General features: G+C 37.0%; 17 protein-coding genes. 7 read left to right on the plus strand and 10 right to left on the minus strand.

Annotation, left to right across the window (positions count from 1 at the left end; all coding sequences use genetic code 11):
* Positions 1–83 precede the first annotated feature (83 nt).
* From ESZ48_RS06015 to ESZ48_RS06040, 6 genes are all read right to left on the minus strand, one after another.
* On the minus strand, positions 84–461 hold the full coding sequence (locus ESZ48_RS06015) for a hypothetical protein (protein WP_129016418.1): 378 nt from the start codon (positions 459–461) through the stop codon (positions 84–86).
* The gene (locus ESZ48_RS06020; protein WP_129016419.1) at positions 461–874 is read right to left on the minus strand and encodes a GreA/GreB family elongation factor; all 414 of its coding nucleotides are present in this window, start codon (positions 872–874) and stop codon (positions 461–463) included. The genes ESZ48_RS06015 and ESZ48_RS06020 overlap by 1 nt, the downstream gene beginning before the upstream one ends.
* Before the next feature lie 556 nt (positions 875–1,430).
* Positions 1,431–2,756, minus strand: coding sequence for a sigma-54-dependent transcriptional regulator (locus tag ESZ48_RS06025; protein ID WP_129016420.1), 1,326 nt, complete (start codon positions 2,754–2,756; stop codon positions 1,431–1,433).
* Positions 2,757–2,759: 3 nt separating this feature from the next.
* A complete protein-coding gene (locus ESZ48_RS06030; RefSeq protein WP_129016421.1) occupies positions 2,760–3,857 on the minus strand; it encodes a sensor histidine kinase in 1,098 nt (365 codons plus the stop codon).
* Positions 3,858–5,762 carry an acetate--CoA ligase gene (gene acs / locus ESZ48_RS06035; protein ID WP_129016422.1) on the minus strand — a complete coding sequence of 635 codons (1,905 nt, stop codon included), beginning with the start codon at positions 5,760–5,762 and terminating at the stop codon, positions 3,858–3,860.
* Positions 5,763–5,960: 198 nt separating this feature from the next.
* On the minus strand, positions 5,961–7,331 hold the full coding sequence (locus ESZ48_RS06040) for an alanine/glycine:cation symporter family protein (protein WP_129016423.1): 1,371 nt from the start codon (positions 7,329–7,331) through the stop codon (positions 5,961–5,963).
* A 143-nt stretch (positions 7,332–7,474) separates the two neighbouring features.
* On the opposite strand from ESZ48_RS06040, the gene ESZ48_RS06045 reads away from it, so the two are divergent.
* On the plus strand, positions 7,475–8,599 hold the full coding sequence (locus ESZ48_RS06045) for a heparan-alpha-glucosaminide N-acetyltransferase domain-containing protein (RefSeq protein WP_129016424.1): 1,125 nt from the start codon (positions 7,475–7,477) through the stop codon (positions 8,597–8,599).
* On the opposite strand, the gene ESZ48_RS06050 is transcribed toward ESZ48_RS06045, so the two are convergent.
* From ESZ48_RS06050 to ESZ48_RS06060, 3 genes are all read right to left on the minus strand, one after another.
* Positions 8,596–9,549 carry a phosphoribosylaminoimidazolesuccinocarboxamide synthase gene (locus ESZ48_RS06050; protein ID WP_129016425.1) on the minus strand — a complete coding sequence of 318 codons (954 nt, stop codon included), beginning with the start codon at positions 9,547–9,549 and terminating at the stop codon, positions 8,596–8,598. The two genes, ESZ48_RS06045 and ESZ48_RS06050, sit on opposite strands and share 4 nt — an antisense overlap.
* Positions 9,550–9,662: 113 nt before the next feature.
* On the minus strand, positions 9,663–10,172 hold the full coding sequence (locus ESZ48_RS06055) for a hypothetical protein (protein ID WP_190246203.1): 510 nt from the start codon (positions 10,170–10,172) through the stop codon (positions 9,663–9,665).
* Positions 10,173–10,331: 159 nt separating this feature from the next.
* Complete coding sequence (locus tag ESZ48_RS06060) at positions 10,332–11,285, minus strand: PhoH family protein (RefSeq protein WP_129016426.1); 954 nt, start codon at positions 11,283–11,285, stop codon at positions 10,332–10,334.
* Positions 11,286–11,494: 209 nt separating this feature from the next.
* Here ESZ48_RS06060 and ESZ48_RS06065 point away from each other — a divergent pair, with 209 nt between their 5' ends.
* From ESZ48_RS06065 to dnaN, 6 genes are all read left to right on the plus strand, one after another.
* Entirely contained in the window at positions 11,495–12,328 is an 834-nt protein-coding gene (locus ESZ48_RS06065; protein ID WP_129016427.1) for an SAM hydrolase/SAM-dependent halogenase family protein, read from the plus strand.
* A 146-nt stretch (positions 12,329–12,474) separates the two neighbouring features.
* Positions 12,475–12,771 carry a putative quinol monooxygenase gene (locus ESZ48_RS06070; protein WP_129016428.1) on the plus strand — a complete coding sequence of 99 codons (297 nt, stop codon included), beginning with the start codon at positions 12,475–12,477 and terminating at the stop codon, positions 12,769–12,771.
* 15 nt (positions 12,772–12,786) lie between these two features.
* On the plus strand, positions 12,787–13,497 hold the full coding sequence (gldF, locus tag ESZ48_RS06075) for a gliding motility-associated ABC transporter permease subunit GldF (protein ID WP_129016429.1): 711 nt from the start codon (positions 12,787–12,789) through the stop codon (positions 13,495–13,497).
* Position 13,498: 1 nt separating this feature from the next.
* Positions 13,499–13,993: a hypothetical protein gene (locus tag ESZ48_RS06080; RefSeq protein ID WP_129016430.1), complete on the plus strand. Its 495-nt coding sequence runs from the start codon at positions 13,499–13,501 to the stop codon at positions 13,991–13,993.
* Positions 13,980–15,650 carry a gliding motility-associated ABC transporter substrate-binding protein GldG gene (gldG, locus tag ESZ48_RS06085; RefSeq protein ID WP_129016431.1) on the plus strand — a complete coding sequence of 557 codons (1,671 nt, stop codon included), beginning with the start codon at positions 13,980–13,982 and terminating at the stop codon, positions 15,648–15,650. Before ESZ48_RS06080 ends, gldG begins: the two co-directional genes overlap by 14 nt.
* Positions 15,651–15,823: 173 nt before the next feature.
* Positions 15,824–16,942 carry a DNA polymerase III subunit beta gene (dnaN, locus tag ESZ48_RS06090; RefSeq protein ID WP_129016432.1) on the plus strand — a complete coding sequence of 373 codons (1,119 nt, stop codon included), beginning with the start codon at positions 15,824–15,826 and terminating at the stop codon, positions 16,940–16,942.
* Between the two features lie 424 nt (positions 16,943–17,366).
* Here dnaN and ESZ48_RS06095 read toward each other — a convergent pair whose 3' ends face one another.
* Positions 17,367–17,705 (minus strand): DUF4870 domain-containing protein, encoded by a 339-nt coding sequence (locus tag ESZ48_RS06095; protein WP_129016433.1) that lies wholly within the window; start codon positions 17,703–17,705, stop codon positions 17,367–17,369.
* Positions 17,706–17,824 lie beyond the last annotated feature (119 nt).

Consider the following 17,824-nt stretch of genomic DNA (forward strand, 5'->3'; position numbering starts at 1 on the left):
AACAAAAAATGAAGCAATAGTCAAAACAGACTATTGCTTCTTGTTCAATCAAACTTTAATAAAAACTACTTATAAAAGAAATACTAAAGAAGTAATCTTTGATACACCTTATCTTTAATATCACGGTATTGCGTAACGCATTCCACATATTTTTCAAATACCTGGTCGTGTTGATGCATATAGAATTGATCACATTCTAACTCATCACACTCCCTAACGTTATTCAGTGCATTTCTATAGGTATAGAAATCATTTAACAGATTGATATTATCGTTGATATTATCTAATAATTCATCACGCAGTACCTTATCTCCGATCTTATTGGAAGCTATTTTAGCAAGCCGATCGGCCTCGTTGTTCATCGCGTCTAGATGCGATATCCAAGTATGAAGTTCACGATGCATGTGTCTTTTGACGATTTCGTCATCGGTTTCATATGCGTAATTTACTAAGGGTTCCATTAGGCAATATTTAATTTTGTTATATTATTTTGTTTCACATCCAAGATGGTGATGTCTTTATCGCCACCAGGAAACGTCCAACTTATACTGTCATTTTTAGCATATCCCAGAACAGCTGCTCCCATCGGCAATAGCAATGAAATCTTCTTTTGGGAATTATTACTTTCTGCAGGTAAAACGACTTGAAACGTATAGGACCAACCATCCTTAGTGGCAATTGTGATTTCTGAGTTGATTCTCACAACATCCTCAGGCATTTTATCATCATCCAAAATTTCTGCGCTCTCCATTTCCTTCGCAAATTTGGTCAGTGACACTTTCTGTGTCGAATCTTTATAATCATTAGTGAGATTTAACAAACGTTTAATCATCACATATTCCTTCTTTTCTAATATTAGTTTTCCGTATTTCATCTTTACTCAATTTTTTAATTTAAACTTTGGGAATCCCCTTTATATGTTTTCGGTTTTAATTTCAGATTGAAATGCACAAAATCTGATGCCGCAAAAATTTGCTGCAACACGTTTTTGAACATATCTTGTTTTGGTTTCTCTTTTAAATTACTATCTTTTACTAGAGTATGAGCTTAATTTTAGGTGAGCTCTAAATTCCTGTAGGATACAGAGGCATCGTTACTGGCCTTTATCATTCTTTCGTGATAAATTCTATCATGACCAATAGATACATCATATTCACTACACGACCAGATAAATCTTTTATTGCTCGTTAAACTGCAATATGCAAGATGCTCACAGGTCGCACATAAACTATTTTCTAACTGGTTCATAATTTATTGCTTTAGACTCATCATTATCAAGGCAATAGATGTGCCGTTAAAGCAAAGAAACACATTTCATTATGCAATTAGGTGTTCTACAGTAAGTTATGTGCAATTTAAAAAAGAATTAAAATGATTATATTGAGTATAAATTACCCGCTGGGGAATTACTACCCAGTAAGAATGGGCATTTACTTAATTTTATCGCGAAGCGTTTTACGATCAATTTGAAGAATCTCGGCTGCTTTAGATTTATTGTTTTTTGTTGCCTCTAAGACTTTAAGAATATGCAATCTCTCTACTTCTTTCAAAGAGAGAAACGTATCCTGCTTTGGAAAATCAATTTGAAACTTTAAATGTTTGGGCAAATTACCAATTTCAACTTGTTTGTCGCACATAATCACAGCACGTTGGATGCTATTTTCGAGTTCCCTAATATTGCCAGGCCAATCATAACGTTCCAATGCCAATAGAGCTTCGTCAGATATTTTAATAATCCGATCTTTATATTCCACCCCATATTTAAAAAGAAATTTATCTACCAAAAGTGGAATATCAGACTTACGGTCCCTAAGTGGCGGCACTTCTATTTGAACTACGGAGAGCCTATAATATAAATCTTCCCTAAAACGTCCGTTCTTGATAAGTTCCCTTAAATCGACATTGGTGGCAGCAATCACCCTAACGTCTATTTTTTCTGTTTTTTGGGAACCAACCCTCATGATTTCTTTTTCCTGTAAAACCCTGAGCAAACTCAATTGTGTGGCCATGGAGGCATTTCCAATTTCATCCAAAAACAGCGTTCCATTATTTGCAGCCTGAAAAAAACCGCTTCTATTATCGTTGGCACCCGTAAAAGCACCTTTGGTATACCCAAACAATTCCGCTTCTAAGAGACTTTCTGGAATGGCGCCACAGTTGACCGCGACAAATGGTGCGGCAGAAAACCGCCCCATATAATGAATGGCTCGAGCGACCAATTCCTTACCAGTGCCACTTTCTCCCTTAATGAAAACAGTGGCTTTGTTATCTTTTACCCTATCAATCACATTCAGGACATTCTGCATGCTTTCTGATTGTCCAATAATCTCAGAATAAACGGTGTTTCCCTGCGATTTCCTTTTAGTTTTCTGAACCGGTTTCTGACTTAAGGCCAATGATTTTTGAACGGCATTTTTAAGCTCTTCTTTAGTGAATGGTTTTATGAGATAGTCCATAACCCCAGATTTCATAGCTTTTAAGGCACCATCAATGGAAGGAAATCCTGTGACCGCCAGTTTTGGGATTTCAGGAAAATGCTCAGAAACATATTTGACCAATTGCAGACCGTCAACACCCGGCATTTGAAGATCGGTAATCAGTAAATCAATGGATTGATCCTGCAAAATTGCAATGGCCTCCTTTACAGAAATTGCTTTATAGGTGTGGTAGTTTAAAGATTGTAAAAGTCGTTGGATAAGTTCCAAAATTTGAACATCATCATCAACAATCAATATGTTTTCTTGTTCTAATGGCATGTTTTATATTTTTGGAAATGTGAGCGTAAACTTAGTTCCTTTTGGTCGATTGGCTGAATGCCTTATGGTTCCTTTATGACTTTTGATGATACCATGTACGACACTCAAACCTAGCCCGGAACCTTCGCCGACTGGTTTTGTGGTATAAAATGGATTAAATATATATTCTGAAATCTCCTTTGATATTCCACTCCCTTCATCTTTTATGAGTAACACCACCTCTCTTTCTTCATTATTAACCTCTATAGTTATTTGACCATTTTGTGGGGAAAAATAAATAGCATTGATCACTAAATTGAAAACCACCTGAGTGAGTTGAATGGTATCTACCCTTAAATATATCTCATCATCGCTAAAACTTAAATGATAAAGGAGTTCCTTTTTACCAAAACTGGGTTTCATTAAATTGATGGCGTCCGTAATAATTGGGTTAATATTTACGAGCTCCATCTGCTGAGGCATAACGCAGGAAAAAAACATCAATTTCTTAACCACTTCTCTTGAGAAAATCGCACTGTTCATGATCTTATCCAAATCGTCCAAAGCATCATCGTCATTAACAAAACGCTCTTTTAGCAATTCAGAAAAGCCCAAAATACTGGCTAATGGGGTATTGAGTTCGTGTGCGATACCTGCGGTAATTTCACCTAAAATCGATAATCGATCTGCACGTTCCATTTGACGCTTGGTCAATTCTTCCTTATCGATAATTTGTTTGCGTTCAATCAAATTACCAATTTCGATGGCCAAGGTTCGCATCAATTGCTTTTCTTCTTCCAAAAACACATTATCATTGTATTTCGATTTTGGATACCCTATTTTAATAGAGCCATAGGGCAAATTGAAAGCTTTTATCGCAGTTAAAATAAAGACATGTTCTGTTGATCTTTCGCCGGCATAAACAAGCGTATCTCCAAGTTTCATTTCTACAAAAGCTTCACTGCTGTAAAGAATCGCTTCCTTAAGACTGGAAGTGATGGCCTTAAAAGTAGGATCTAAATCGTAGAGGTTACTATTGGCAATATAGGAGCTTACATTATAAAGACATGTAAGCTCCTTAATACGTTCCTTTAATTTGTCTTCTGTTGAAACAAGAGCCATTTACAGCCTATTTTCAATAATATCTTGTACCACTTCCGGGTTCAATAATGTACTGGTATCACCTAAATTGGTCATATCGTTTTCTGCTATTTTACGGAGAATCCGTCTCATAATTTTACCACTTCTTGTTTTTGGTAGTGCATCCGAAAACTGAATCTTATCCAGTTTAGCAATAGGTCCAATCCGTTCAGAGATCAACTGATTGATTTCCTTACGTAAATTTTCATGGACTCTACTTTCACCAGTTTCCTTTAAAGTGACAAAGCCGTAAAGCGCGCTCCCCTTAATGTCATGCGGAAAACCTACAATAGCACTTTCAGACACTGCTGGATGTTCATTAATGGCGTCTTCCAAAGGTCCTGTACCAAGATTATGTCCTGAAACAATGACCACATCATCCACTCGTCCAGTAATTCTATAATAGCCAACTTCGTCCCTTAAAGCCCCATCTCCTGTGAAATACATGTTATCATAGGTTGAGAAATAAGTTTCCTTGTACCGTGGGTGATTATTCCAAATGGTGCGCGCCATTCCCGGCCATGGAAACTTAATACATAAACGACCATTGACCTGATTTCCTTTTAATTCTTCGGTATCATCCATAATTGCAGGCTGTATTCCTAAAAAAGGTAAGGTGGCATAGGTGGGCTTGGTTGGTGTTACATAAGGTAACGGCGAAATCATGATCCCGCCTGTTTCCGTTTGCCACCACGTATCTATAATAGGACTTTTACCTTTGCCGATAATGTCATTATACCAATGCCAAGCTTCTTCATTTATCGGTTCTCCTACAGAACCCAAAACCTTAATGGAAGACAGATCTACATCTTCGGCAAAAGAGAGATTTTGTTTTGCCAAGGCACGAATAGCTGTTGGCGCCGTATAAAATTGTGTGACTTTATGTTTTTCAATAATTTTCCAGAATCTTCCAAAATCTGGGTAATGTGGCACTCCTTCAAACATGACCGTGGTGGCACCATTGGCTAAAGGACCATAAACAATGTAGCTATGGCCCGTAATCCATCCAATATCTGCAGTACACCAAAAAATATCATTTTCCTTGTACTGAAATGCGTTTTTAAAGGTATAGGCCGTATACACCATATATCCAGCAATGGTATGCACCATGCCTTTTGGATTTCCGGTAGATCCTGAAGTATATAAAATAAATAGCGGATCTTCCGCATCCATAATTTCTGCATCAAAAACTGTGGAAGCTTTATCAAGTAGAGGCTGTAACCACACATCTCTATTTTCGATCATTGGTATATCAGCATTCGTCCGCTTTACCATTAATACCGTCTCGACATTATCACATTCTGTAAGTGCTTCATCTACAATGCCCTTTAAATCGAGGCTCTTGTTGCCACGGAAAGAACCATCTGCAGCGATTACCATTTTACAATCGCTGTCAATGATACGTGTGGACAATGCTTTAGATGAAAACCCTGCAAATACCACGTTGTGGATGGCACCAACACGGGCACATGCCAACAAGGTTATAGCCAATTCTGGAATCATGGGTAAATAAACACAGATGCGATCTCCTTTTTTTATCCCTTGGTCCTTAAGCACGTTTGCCATTTTACAAACACGCTCATGAAGTTGTTTGTAGGTGATATGTTGCGCTTTTTCGTTGGGGTCATTCGGTTCAAATATAATAGCAGTTTTGTCACCACGATTGAGCAAGTGCCTGTCCAGACAGTTTTCTGTAATGTTCAATTTCGCACCTTCAAACCATTTAATTTCAGGTTCACGAAAATCCCAAGTGAGAACCTTGTCCCATTTTTTTCGCCATAGAAAATGTTCTTCTGCAATTTCTTCCCAAAAGTTTTCTGGTTCACGAACTGATTTTCTATAGACTTGGTAATATTCTTCAAGATTCTTAATACTGTAATGGCTCATCGCTTTTTATGGTTTTGGTTTGTAATAGTATTCCATCGTTGAGTTCAGTTGGAAAACCCAACGATCGTTGCTTCTTATTTCAAAAATATAAATAAATTTTAATAGAAACGACTTAATCAGCATTTCTATATTGTGATTTGCCAAAGACTTCGAAGGAAACTTCAATGCAAAATCTCAAGGAATTCATTTTCGATTTGCTTATAGTTTCATCCTTTTGGCATAAGCTTTAATTTCCTTTACAACTTTTGGCGCCAAAAGAATAGTAGCCGTCATTGTAGGGATTGCCATTAAAGCAAAGGTGCCATCAATAAGATTGAGCATCATACTTAATGGTGTCATAGCACCAAGTAGGATACTTGCTATATAAAAATAATTATAATAATGTTTGTTATGTGCGCCAAATAAAAAGGACATACATTTTGATCCATAATATGAGTACGTAAATAAGGAAGAAATACTAAAAGTCGCAATACAGATCAACAACAAATAATTCCCATAAACAGGAATGGCATCATTAAAAGCCGCAGCCGTTAAACTCACACCGTTCGCTTCACTTGTTTCCCAGACTCCCGTTACCAAAATGGCAAGTGCAGTTAATGTACAAACGACAAGTGTATCAATGGCTGGTCCGAGCATGGCTACCAATCCTTCTCTCACGGGTTCGTTGGTTTTTGAAGCTCCATGAGCCATTGGTGCAGTACCAATTCCGGCTTCGTTTGAAAACGCACCTCTTCTAACTCCAAGCAATATCAATCCACCCAAAGCTCCACCCAAAAATGAATCGCCTTTGAAATTACCTGCATCAAATGCATCTGTGAACATTAATCCAAGATATCTTGGTACTTCATCTATATAAACGCCAAGGATTATCAACACCAATATAAAATAAAGGAACACCATGGATGGTACCAATTTCTCAGCCGTTTTACTGATACGATTTAAGCCTCCTAAAATAACGATTGCTGTAACTGCTACCAAGATGAGACCAATGATGAAGTTTGAAGTATCTGTCTCAACAATACCATTTGGTTCCAATAAAATAAAATTTATAGCTTGCTTTAATTGATTGACATTAAAAACTGGCAAGGCTCCTATAAGTCCGCAAATACTAAAAAAAACGGCCAATGGTTTCCAAGACTTCCCTAAACCTTCCATAATAAAATACATTGGTCCTCCTTGGACGTCACCATTACTGTCTTTTCCTCTGAACATAATGGCCAAGGAACAGGTAAAGAATTTTGTGGACATCCCGATAATGGCGCTGATCCACATCCAAAACATTGCTCCAGGACCGCCAATGTGGATGGCTACGGCTACACCGGCAATATTACCCATGCCAATGGTCGAGGCCAATGCGGTTGAAAGCGCTTGAAAATGTGTGATTTCTCCAACGGCCTCCGGATCATCGTACTTACCTCTCAGTACATTTATGGCATGAAAAAAATATCGAAAGGGTAAAAATTGTGAGCGTACCAAAAGGTATAAGCCGCCGCCAATTAATATGATCAATAATGGCAAACCCCATGCGTAGTCTGCAAAGGATTGAAGGAACGAATCTAAAGTATTCATTGTTTGGTTTTGATTAGCGATTTTAAAGATATAGTTTTCGATTCAAAAACCTTAAGAATGTCATATAAAAAATCAGGAATCACTTGAAAAGGTATTAATTTTGGATTTTAACATTATATTTACATTTACTAGCCGAAACCTGATTGAAAGCAAACCGACTTTATTTTATTGATGCTGTTAGGGCATTTGCCATTTTAATGATGCTACAGGGCCATTTTGTGGACACGCTTTTAAATCCGATTTATAGAGATGATTCCTATACAGCTTATACAGTGTGGTCGTACTTTAGAGGAATTACGGCGCCTGTTTTTTTCACAATTTCAGGACTTGTTTTCTTATACTTATTATTGAAGGCACACGACAAAGGCAGTGACAAACAGCGTTTGCGAAAAGGCACAACGCGTGCCGCAATGCTTATTGCAATTGGCTACGCACTTCGAATTCCATTTTTCTCATGGTTAAAAGGAAGTTTTGACACCTATTTTCTGGTCATAGACGTCCTTCAATGTATTGGGCTATCTCTTCTTTTATTGATTGGTCTTTATCTACTTTGTAGAAGAAACAGTTACATCTTATCCATAGTTTTACTAAGTATTGGATGTGTTATTTTTGTTACGGAACCTTTATATAGAGATTTAACCTTAGAAAATGTACCACTAGTTTTTGCGAATTATTTGAGTAAATCCAATGGTTCAGTATTTACGATGTTGCCATGGTTTGGCTATGTGGCTTTTGGCGGGTTTCTTGCCACCCTCTTTTTTAGAAACTCTCACAAAAAACACTTTAAACAGATTACCGTTACGGCATTTCTAGTATTGGGCGTGATATTGTTGCAATATTCAACCCTTATTTTACAAAAGCTTTTCGAAATCACTAATGTTGAATTGTTTGAGCGTTCAGCAAACTACAATTATCTTTTCTTACGCTTAGGAAATGTCTTATTGTATTTTGGGTTTTTCTATATGCTCGAACGTTTTATGAAGCAATCCATAGTGACCAGAATTGGAGAAACCACCTTGAATATCTACATCGTACACTTCATCATTATCTACGGAAGTTTTACGGGCATTGGTTTAAAACACTTCTATTACAAATCTTTAGAACCTTGGGAAGCCGTATTTGGAGCCCTATTGTTTATTGTTGCAGTATGCCTAATTGTATTCCATATTGGAAAAACAAACGCGTTTATTTACAAACATCTTAGGAAATTATTTCACTTGGTGAAGCCACCAAAAGCCAGTATAGAAAAGTCCGATAATGAGGATTAATAATGCTCTGCCAAGAAGCGCTCAACATTGGTTTTGATACGTTCTTGAATTTGGCTGACATCAGCTTTAACAAACGGTTCCGCCATAATTTTTTCATAGAGCTCAATATATCTATCAGAAACGGTTTCAATATAGTCATCACTCATTTCTGGAACAGATTGGCCTTCCAAACCTTGAAATCCATTAGAAATCAACCATTGACGTACAAATTCTTTTGACAATTGTTTTTGTGATTCTCCATTGTCCTGTCGGTCCTGATACCCTTGAGCATAAAAATAACGTGAAGAATCTGGGGTGTGAATTTCATCAATCAACACTATTTTTCCATCCTTTGTTTTACCAAATTCATATTTGGTATCCACCAAAATCAAACCTCTGCTCGCCGCTATTTCTGATCCTCTTTGAAAAAGTTTTCGTGTATAATCTTCTAAAACCACGTAATCGGCTTCACTAACGATTCCACGTTTCAGAATGTCCTCTCTTGAAATGTCTTCATCATGATCACCCATTTCAGCTTTCGTAGCAGGTGTAATAATTGGCTCAGGAAACTTATCGTTTTCTTTCATCCCTTCTGGTAATGGAACACCACATAAGATGCGTTTGCCAGCTTTGTATTCGCGGGCGGCATGACCGGACATATAACCGCGAATTACCATTTCAACTTTAAAAGGATCACATAAATAACCAACCGCCACATTAGGATCTGGAGTTGCCATCAACCAATTTGGCACCAAATCTTTAGTTTGTTCCATGAATTTTGTGGCAATTTGATTGAGAATTTGTCCTTTATAAGGGATTCCCTTTGGCATGACCACATCAAAGGCACTCAATCGATCTGTTGCAACCATGACCAAAAGATCATCATTGATATTATAGACTTCCCTTACCTTGCCTTTATACACACTTTTTTGGTTTGGAAAATTGAAATTAGTGGAGGTGATGGTATTCATGATTTTATATTTTTAGCAATTAAGATGACTACAAAAGTAAGGTTAATGATCACTAGTTCGCAAAAAAAAAGAGCAGTAAAAACTGCTCTTCTTAAACTTTTTATGTTTTTTGATTAAAATCTCAAATTATAGGTCGCTCCAATTCCGAGCACTTGAATATCGAGATCATTTTCCGCAAATGTGTTTTGGTAGTATGCGTAAAAATTCCAATCTCTGTTGTGATATCCTATTTGAGGATTTACATAAAGCCCTCCATCGTTGTTATCAACATTGGTCAAAAAGCCATAACCGAAGTCAGCTCCAATAAACAATCCTTTTGGTTTAAAATAATATCTCGCAAAAGCAGCCGCTGGAATAATTCCAAAATCCTCAGCACCATCCTTGCCAAATAAATGATTGTACCCTGTTGCCAATCCGATACCAAAATTAGGCGTTACTAGATATTGGCCTTTTAAGTCCAATCCGAGTGCAAAAGAAGCACTGCTGTCAATATCGCCAACCGGCAGACCAGCATTCAATCCAATTTTCAACCAGGAGTTTTCTGAAGTCACATTAACCTCATGGTTTTGCGCAAATGTTGTTCCAACAACGAACAATGTAAATAATAAAATAACCTTTTTCATTTTTAACTATTTTTTTAATTAAGTAAAGCTAACATCCAAAATGCATACCGTATATGGATTTTGAATGGCTAATTATTTAAAATAATAGTCAAAGATTTGATTATGAAATCATTGTTAATATTGACAGATTTACACGACTGTCAGCTGTCATGACAGATGTTACTCTCTTGGTTCAATTTCTTTATAGGCCTGAATAATTCGCTTAACAAGCTGATGTCTTATCACGTCTTTTTCATCCAGATATACAATGCCAATTCCTTCTACGTCTCTCAGCAGCAAAAGCGCTTCTTTCAATCCAGAAGTCGTCCGTCTAGGTAAATCAATTTGTCCCGGATCTCCCGTCAATAAGAACTTTGCGTTTTTACCCATACGGGTCAAAAACATTTTCATTTGATTATGGGTTGTGTTCTGTCCTTCATCCAAGATTACAAAAGCATGATCCAACGTACGCCCTCGCATAAATGCTAAAGGAGCAATTTGGATGGTTCCATTCTCAAGGAATTGCGCCAATTTTTCTGGCGGAATCATATCTCTTAAGGCATCATATAGCGGTTGCATATACGGATCCAACTTCTCTTTCAAATCGCCAGGAAGAAACCCAAGATTCTCCCCTGCCTCCACCGCAGGACGTGTTAAAATTATTCTTTTGACTTCTTTGTTTTTTAAGGCCTGTACCGCCAGTGCAACTCCCGTATAGGTTTTCCCGGTTCCAGCAGGACCTATGGCAAAAACCATATCATTTCGTCGCATACTTTCAACCAATTTTCGTTGATTGACCGTTTGGGCCTTAATGACTTTACCACCCACACCGTGAAGGATGGCTTCCCCGCTTTTTTCGGTTGTGGAGTATTCCTCGCTGCTTAAACTCGTCAAGACGCGCTCTATGGCATTTTCATCAATCTTATTGTATTTGATATAATGTGCAGTTAGCATTGCCATCCGTTTATCAAATTCTTCCAGCACATCTTCATCCCCATAGGCTTTTATTTTATTGCCTCTTGCAACGATTTTCAGTTTTGGAAAATACTTTTTAAGGAGTTCAATATTAACATTATGTGCTCCAAAAAAATCTTTTGGCGCAATTTCTTCCAATTCGATTATAAGTTCATTCAAAAGCTTCCGATTTAATATATTAATCTCTTAAGTTTTATTAGTTTTGCGTGGACGTAAAAAGTCTCATATTTTCACGCTACCATACAAATCTAACTGAAATATTCTATAATAAGTTTAACAAAACATATATTATTAGATATTTTCCAAACAGACCTAGGAAAGTAGCATTACCATAAAAATCAACAAAAAAAAAGGACGTACTAAAACACATGGCAATCATAACATTAACTACTGATTTTGGAGAGAAAGACCATTTTGTAGGTGCCATAAAAGGCGCTATTTATAATGAACTTAAAGATGTAAAAATTGTTGATATCTCTCATTCGGTTTCACCTTTTAATGTTTTGGAGGCTGCATATATCCTCCAGAATGCCTATGGCAGTTTTCCAAAAGGATCCATCCACTTGGTCGGGATCGATTCCGAATTAAATCCAGAAAACAAACATATTGCCGTAAAGTTGGATGATCATTATTTTATTTGTGCCAATAATGGCATTATGAGTATGATCTGTAATGAAATTGCGCCAGAAAAGATTGTCGAAATCAACATTCATGACAAAACCACAACCAATTTTCCTGTTCTGGATGTTTTTGTAAAGGTGGCCTGCCATATTGCACGAGGAGGAACTTTGGAGGTGATAGGTAAAGTGATTACTGACATTAAACCTATCAAAAATCTGAACCCATTTGTGAATGATGACCAATCCCAGATTATTGGAAGTGTCATTTATATCGATAATTATGGTAACGTTGTGAGCAATATACGCCGTAAGTTTTTTGAACGAATCCAAAAAGGACGTGCGTTTGAAGTTTCAGCTCGAAGTTATAAGTTTAAGGAAATCCACAAAAGATACAGTGATATTGTTAATTTCGATATTCCTGAAGAACAACGTCAGGATGAAGGCCGCGGATTGGTGGTATTCAATTCGTCCGATTATTTGGAAATCGCCATTTATAAAAGTGATCTGGCCACAGTGGGAAGTGCTTCAAGTTTGATGGGATTAAAGATGCGGGATACGGTGACGGTGAATTTTTTGAAGTAGACGGATGACGGATGACGGATGACCGAAGACGGATGACGGATGACGGATGACGGGATGACTCATGACTGATGACTGATGACTGAAGACTGAAGACTGAAGACTGAAGACTGAAGACTGAAGACTGAATAATAAGATAAACTTAAAATATGTTTGTAAGAATTGTAAAAATGAGTTTTGAACCCTCAAATATTGAAACGTTCCTTGCTTATTTTGAGACCAAAAAACAGCTGATCAGAGATTTTGATGGCTGTGAGTTTTTAGAACTTTACAGAGATAAGAAGAACACCAATATATTTTTCACCTATAGCTATTGGAAAGCCGAATCAGATTTGGAGGCCTATAGAAATTCGGAACTCTTTAAAACAGTTTGGGCAACAACCAAGCAGTTTTTTAATGACAAACCAGAGGCTTGGAGCGTGGACAAGTTGGTGTCCCTTAAATAATTTAGAATTAAATAAATGTTTGCAATACTTAAAAAAGAAATCAATTCCTTCTTTGCTTCTCCAATAGGTTATTTGGTGATTGCATTATTTTTAGTGCTCAACGGACTCTTTCTCTGGTTGTTTAACGGCGATTTCAATATTCTGGAAAGTGGTTTTGCCGATATGACCCCCTTTTTCCTATTGGCACCTTGGATTTTGGTTTTCTTAGTGCCTGCCGTAACGATGCGTAGTTTTTCTGATGAAAAAAAACAAGGCACCCTGGAACTATTGGTGACCAAACCCATTTCTCACCTCAAAATTGTATTGGGCAAATACTTTGGCGCCTTAGTCTTAATAATTCTGGCTTTATTGCCAACCCTCCTTTATATTTTAGCCCTTGATAATTTAAAGATGACTGCCGATATACTCGATTATGGCAGCATCATTGGATCCTATTTAGGACTTCTATTCTTAGTGGCTGCTTATACAGCTATCGGACTTTTTGCTTCCACCATTTCTGACAACCAAATTGTCGCTTTTATAAGTGCCGTATTTTTGTGCTTTTTCTTTTATTTCGGATTTGAAGGCCTTTCAGGATTAAGTGCTCTGCCGTTAGAGCAGTTTGGAATGGAAGCCCATTATAATAGTATTAGCAGAGGGGTTTTAGACACTAGAGACCTACTTTATTTTGTTAGTATTTCTACATTTTTTATCGTTATGACCCAATTCAACATTCAAAAAAAATAATATGATCATCACTCCTCTCTTTGTCATTTTCTTAGTTATCGTATTTATATTGATACTGATGTTTGTGAATACCATAGACAAACGCAAATGGATCACCATTCCACTTAGTCTCATTTTAACGCCATTTATTTATTTCTACGCGTTTTATCCGTTAATAAATATTTTCAGCAATTACCATCATGAAAAGTATTTTGACACCAAGGTTTGGCTAAGTAATCCAGGCTTTCGTTATGAAATGTATGACAATGTAGAAGAGTCGGACACACTCATGGGGAAATCCAAAGAAACCGTAAAAGAACTTTTAGGCACCTATGAATGGTTAAGTTGGGATGACGCCAAAAATGGACATAATGAGAATCGTTGGAATTACGGTCTTGGCGTTCTGCCTGGAGCTTTCAACAGTAAATCTGAAGCTGTTGAAATTATATTTGAAGACAATAAAGTAAGTCAATTGAACCACTACCAACAAGACATTAAATTTAATGATAAAGAATAAATCGAACCTCATAAAAATAGTTTTGGTCCTTATTGTGCTCGTGGTCTTAAATTGGATTGGCACTAAGGTCTACAAACGTTTTGATTTGACCCAAGACCAACGTTACACCCTTTCTCAATCGGCGTTAGCTACCGTTAAAGACGTCAAGTCTCCGCTGATTGTTGATGTGTTTCTAGAAGGTGATTTTCCTTCGGAATTTAGACGCCTGAGAAATGAAACCCAGCAATTATTGGAGGAGTTCGCTCTAAACAATACGTATATTAAATTCAATTTCATCAATCCGCTAGCCGATGAAAAATCACGTGATAACAATATCGAACAATTGATGCAACGCGGGCTCGAACCCCTACAATTGAGCGTTAACATCAGTGGTAAGACTTCTCAAGAACTGATATTCCCGTGGGCATTGGCAAGTTACAATGACGAAACGGTCAAAATCCCGTTAATAAAAAATAAAATTGGCGCGACCCAACAAGAATTGGTCACTAATTCCATTCAACATTTAGAATATGCATTTGCTGAGAGCTTCCAAAAACTAGTAATCCCAAAAAGCAAAAAAATCGCCATTTTAAAAGGAAATGGTCAATTAGAGGATAGAAATTTAGCCGATTTCCTTCAAACGGTAAAAGAACATTACTTCATTGCGCCATTTACTTTAGACAGTGTAGCCTCCAATGCTGAAGCAACCTTAAAAAAACTTAATGATTTCGACTTGATTGTTTCTGCAAAACCAACACAAGCCTTCACAGAAGAAGAAAAATTCTTTTTAGATCAATTTACCATGAATGGCGGAAAAAGCCTATGGCTTACCGAAAGTATTTTGATGGATAAAGACAGCCTTTATAATGATGAAGGCCGTGGTATTGCCCTCATTAACGATCTTAACTTGAATGATTTTTTCTTTAAATATGGCGTGAGAATCAATCCTGTAATCGTGAATGACATGTACTCTGCGCCAATAACCATTGCCATGGGCGAAGGTAGCAATGCACAATTTCAACCTTTAAGATGGCCGTATTCACCTTTAGCTGCTGGAAACCCAGAACACCCCATTACCAGTAATTTGAATTTAGTCAAATTTGATTTTGCCAGTCAATTGGACACTTTAAAAAGTAGCACCAAGAAAACTATTTTGCTTCAGAGTTCCCAACTCACAAAATTGGAAGGGGTCCCAAAAGAAATTACTTTGGATATTGTCACCCAAGATCCAGATCCTGCAACTTATAATAGAGGTCCACAAAACTTAGCAGTCTTATTGGAAGGGGAATTTACATCCGTTTACAAAGACAGGATCAAACCTTTTAATAGTGCTTCAAATAAAGATTTGAGTCCACCTACCAAAATGATTGTCATTGCAGATGGCGATGTCATTAAAAATGATGTCGTCAAAAACCAACCCCAAGAATTGGGCTTTGATCGCTGGACGGGACAGAGCTTTGGCAATAAGGAATTTTTATTGAATTCGGTAAATTACCTTTTAAGTGATGGTGACTTATTGAATGTGCGTACCAAGGCTATCACTATTGCTTTTTTAGATGCCCAAAAAATAGAGGAGAAAAAGACACAATGGCAGCTGATCTCCATTGTATTGCCCCTCATAATTTTAGCGCTTTTTGGTTTTCTTTTCAATTATTTGAGACGAAGAAAATATACATAAAGAAGAAAGTAAATGATCTACAAATTTGAGTCTTTGAGAATGAGTGAAGAAATCCTTATTTTCATCAGGTGAATACACAAACTGTTAATAAAATTGTATAACTAAGGCTTACTAGTATCAGTTTATTGAAATATCTTTGAACTAATAATATAACATACAAAATAAACAAATACATGAAGTTTATCGTATCAAGTACCTATTTACTCAAACAATTACAAGTGTTGGGAGGTGTCATAAATAATTCAAACACCTTACCTATCTTGGATAATTTTTTGTTTGAACTGAATGACTCACAACTCACTGTTTCTGCAAGCGATCTAGAAACTACAATGTCATCAATTATTGACGTTGAAAGTACCAGTACGGGAAGTATTGCTTTGCCTGCTCGACTCCTATTGGACACGCTTAAAACTTTTCCGGAACAACCTTTGACCTTCGTGGTTGAAGATAACCATACCGTTGAAATCAGTTCTAACCATGGTAAGTATGCCTTGGCTTATGCAGATGGCAATGAATTCCCAAAAGCTGTAGCTCTAGAAAACCCAAGTACCACCACGGTTATGGGAGATATTCTTGCAACTGCAATCAGCAAAACCATATTTGCCGCAGGTAATGACGATTTACGCCCAGTAATGAGTGGTGTCTTTTTCCAGTTTTCAACTGAAGGCTTGACATTTGTCGCCACTGATGCGCACAAATTGGTAAAATACACTCGTGAAGATGTGACCGCAGATCAGGTGGCAGAATTTATAATGCCAAAAAAACCTTTAAATCTTTTAAAAGGTATTTTAGCAGGTAACGATGATAACGTGACCATTGAATATAATGAATCCAATGCCAAGTTTATATTTGATAATTCTATATTGATATGTCGATTGATTGATGGGAAATATCCTAATTACGAAGCGGTAATTCCGAAGGAGAATCCAAATAAGTTAACTATTGACAGAACCCAGTTTTTAAATTCGGTAAGACGTGTCAGTATTTTTTCCAATAAAACAACACATCAAATCCGATTGAAAATTGCTGGTGCTGAATTAAATATATCTGCAGAAGATATTGACTACAGCAATAAAGCAGAAGAGCGTTTGACTTGTGATTACCAAGGTGATGATATGCAAATAGGATTCAACTCACGTTTCTTGACAGAGATGTTGAACAACCTTGGAGCAAGTGAAGTACAACTTGAGATGAGCTTGCCAAATAGAGCAGGAATCTTGACGCCAATTGATGGCCTTGATGATGGTGAGCAAGTCACTATGTTGGTGATGCCTGTAATGCTGAACAATTAAAGAATTCCTGCGAAGGCAGGAAACCTTTAGGTTCAACGAAGTTAACCTCATCATAAAACGGACGTATTTACTTATTAATGCACAAAAGAAGCCGTCTCAATAATTAAATTGAGACGGCTTCCTCATTGATGACATTCCAAACCTCTAAGTGAACCTCTTACTTCAAAAACAGGCGTTTTTAACCTGAGATTCCCACTTGCGTGGGAATTGGGCATTCCTGCGAAGGCAGGAAACCTTTAGGTTCAACGAAGTTAATCTCGTCATAAAACGGACATATATACTTATTAAAGCGAAAAATAAGCCGTCTCAATAATCAAATTGAGACGGCTTCTTCATTGATGACTTTCCAAATCTCTAGGTGTATTTCTTACTTCAAGATTAGGCATTTTCATCATGAGATTCCCACTTTCGTGGGAATGCAGGCTTAACTAATAAAATTAAAAGACAAAGGATATTTCGGTGTTTCTCCATTACTAGCTTTAATAGCATTTACAACAGGAAATACAATAGCGATAATCCCTAACGCTAAAAACCCTAAAAGCCCCAATCCAAAAAATAAAATCAGTGGCACACAAATTATACAATAGACAACCAAACTTAACTGAAAGTTGATGATGTTTTTTCCATGCGCATCCATTTGATGAACTTTCTCCTTTTGGGTCACCCAAAGAATCAATGGCAGGATCAAGCTCCCAAAACCCGTCAATAAAGTAATTAACTGGCTTAAATGGGTAATGACGATTAATGTTCTGTCTTCTCTCATTTTGATTGTGTATTTTAGATGTTAATAAAATGTGCTCACATAAAATCATCTTTTAAAGGGATCAAAAAGAAGTTCGTTTTTTGATGATGATTTTGATGATTGATGTATTTATATGACGA

Origin of the sequence: Gelidibacter gilvus (assembly GCF_004115975.1) — a bacterium.
GTDB classification, from domain to species: Bacteria; Bacteroidota; Bacteroidia; order Flavobacteriales; family Flavobacteriaceae; genus Gelidibacter; species Gelidibacter gilvus.

Bases quoted from the DNA above. Each gene is read 5' to 3' on its own strand.
- ESZ48_RS06095 (WP_129016433.1), bottom strand. From the start codon at position 17,705: ATGAGAGAAGACAGAACATTAATCGTCATTACCCATTTAAGCCAGTTA.
- ESZ48_RS06040 (WP_129016423.1), bottom strand. From the start codon at position 7,331: ATGAATACTTTAGATTCGTTCCTTCAATCCTTTGCAGACTACGCATGG.
- ESZ48_RS06080 (WP_129016430.1), top strand. From the start codon at position 13,499: ATGATCATCACTCCTCTCTTTGTCATTTTCTTAGTTATCGTATTTATA.
- dnaN (WP_129016432.1), top strand. From the start codon at position 15,824: ATGAAGTTTATCGTATCAAGTACCTATTTACTCAAACAATTACAAGTG.
- ESZ48_RS06020 (WP_129016419.1), bottom strand. From the start codon at position 874: ATGAAATACGGAAAACTAATATTAGAAAAGAAGGAATATGTGATGATT.
- ESZ48_RS06065 (WP_129016427.1), top strand. From the start codon at position 11,495: ATGGCAATCATAACATTAACTACTGATTTTGGAGAGAAAGACCATTTT.
- ESZ48_RS06070 (WP_129016428.1), top strand. From the start codon at position 12,475: ATGTTTGTAAGAATTGTAAAAATGAGTTTTGAACCCTCAAATATTGAA.
- ESZ48_RS06030 (WP_129016421.1), bottom strand. From the start codon at position 3,857: ATGGCTCTTGTTTCAACAGAAGACAAATTAAAGGAACGTATTAAGGAG.
- gldF (WP_129016429.1), top strand. From the start codon at position 12,787: ATGTTTGCAATACTTAAAAAAGAAATCAATTCCTTCTTTGCTTCTCCA.
- gldG (WP_129016431.1), top strand. From the start codon at position 13,980: ATGATAAAGAATAAATCGAACCTCATAAAAATAGTTTTGGTCCTTATT.
- ESZ48_RS06055 (WP_190246203.1), bottom strand. From the start codon at position 10,172: ATGAAAAAGGTTATTTTATTATTTACATTGTTCGTTGTTGGAACAACA.
- ESZ48_RS06015 (WP_129016418.1), bottom strand. From the start codon at position 461: ATGGAACCCTTAGTAAATTACGCATATGAAACCGATGACGAAATCGTC.
- ESZ48_RS06050 (WP_129016425.1), bottom strand. From the start codon at position 9,549: ATGAATACCATCACCTCCACTAATTTCAATTTTCCAAACCAAAAAAGT.
- ESZ48_RS06025 (WP_129016420.1), bottom strand. From the start codon at position 2,756: ATGCCATTAGAACAAGAAAACATATTGATTGTTGATGATGATGTTCAA.
- acs (WP_129016422.1), bottom strand. From the start codon at position 5,762: ATGAGCCATTACAGTATTAAGAATCTTGAAGAATATTACCAAGTCTAT.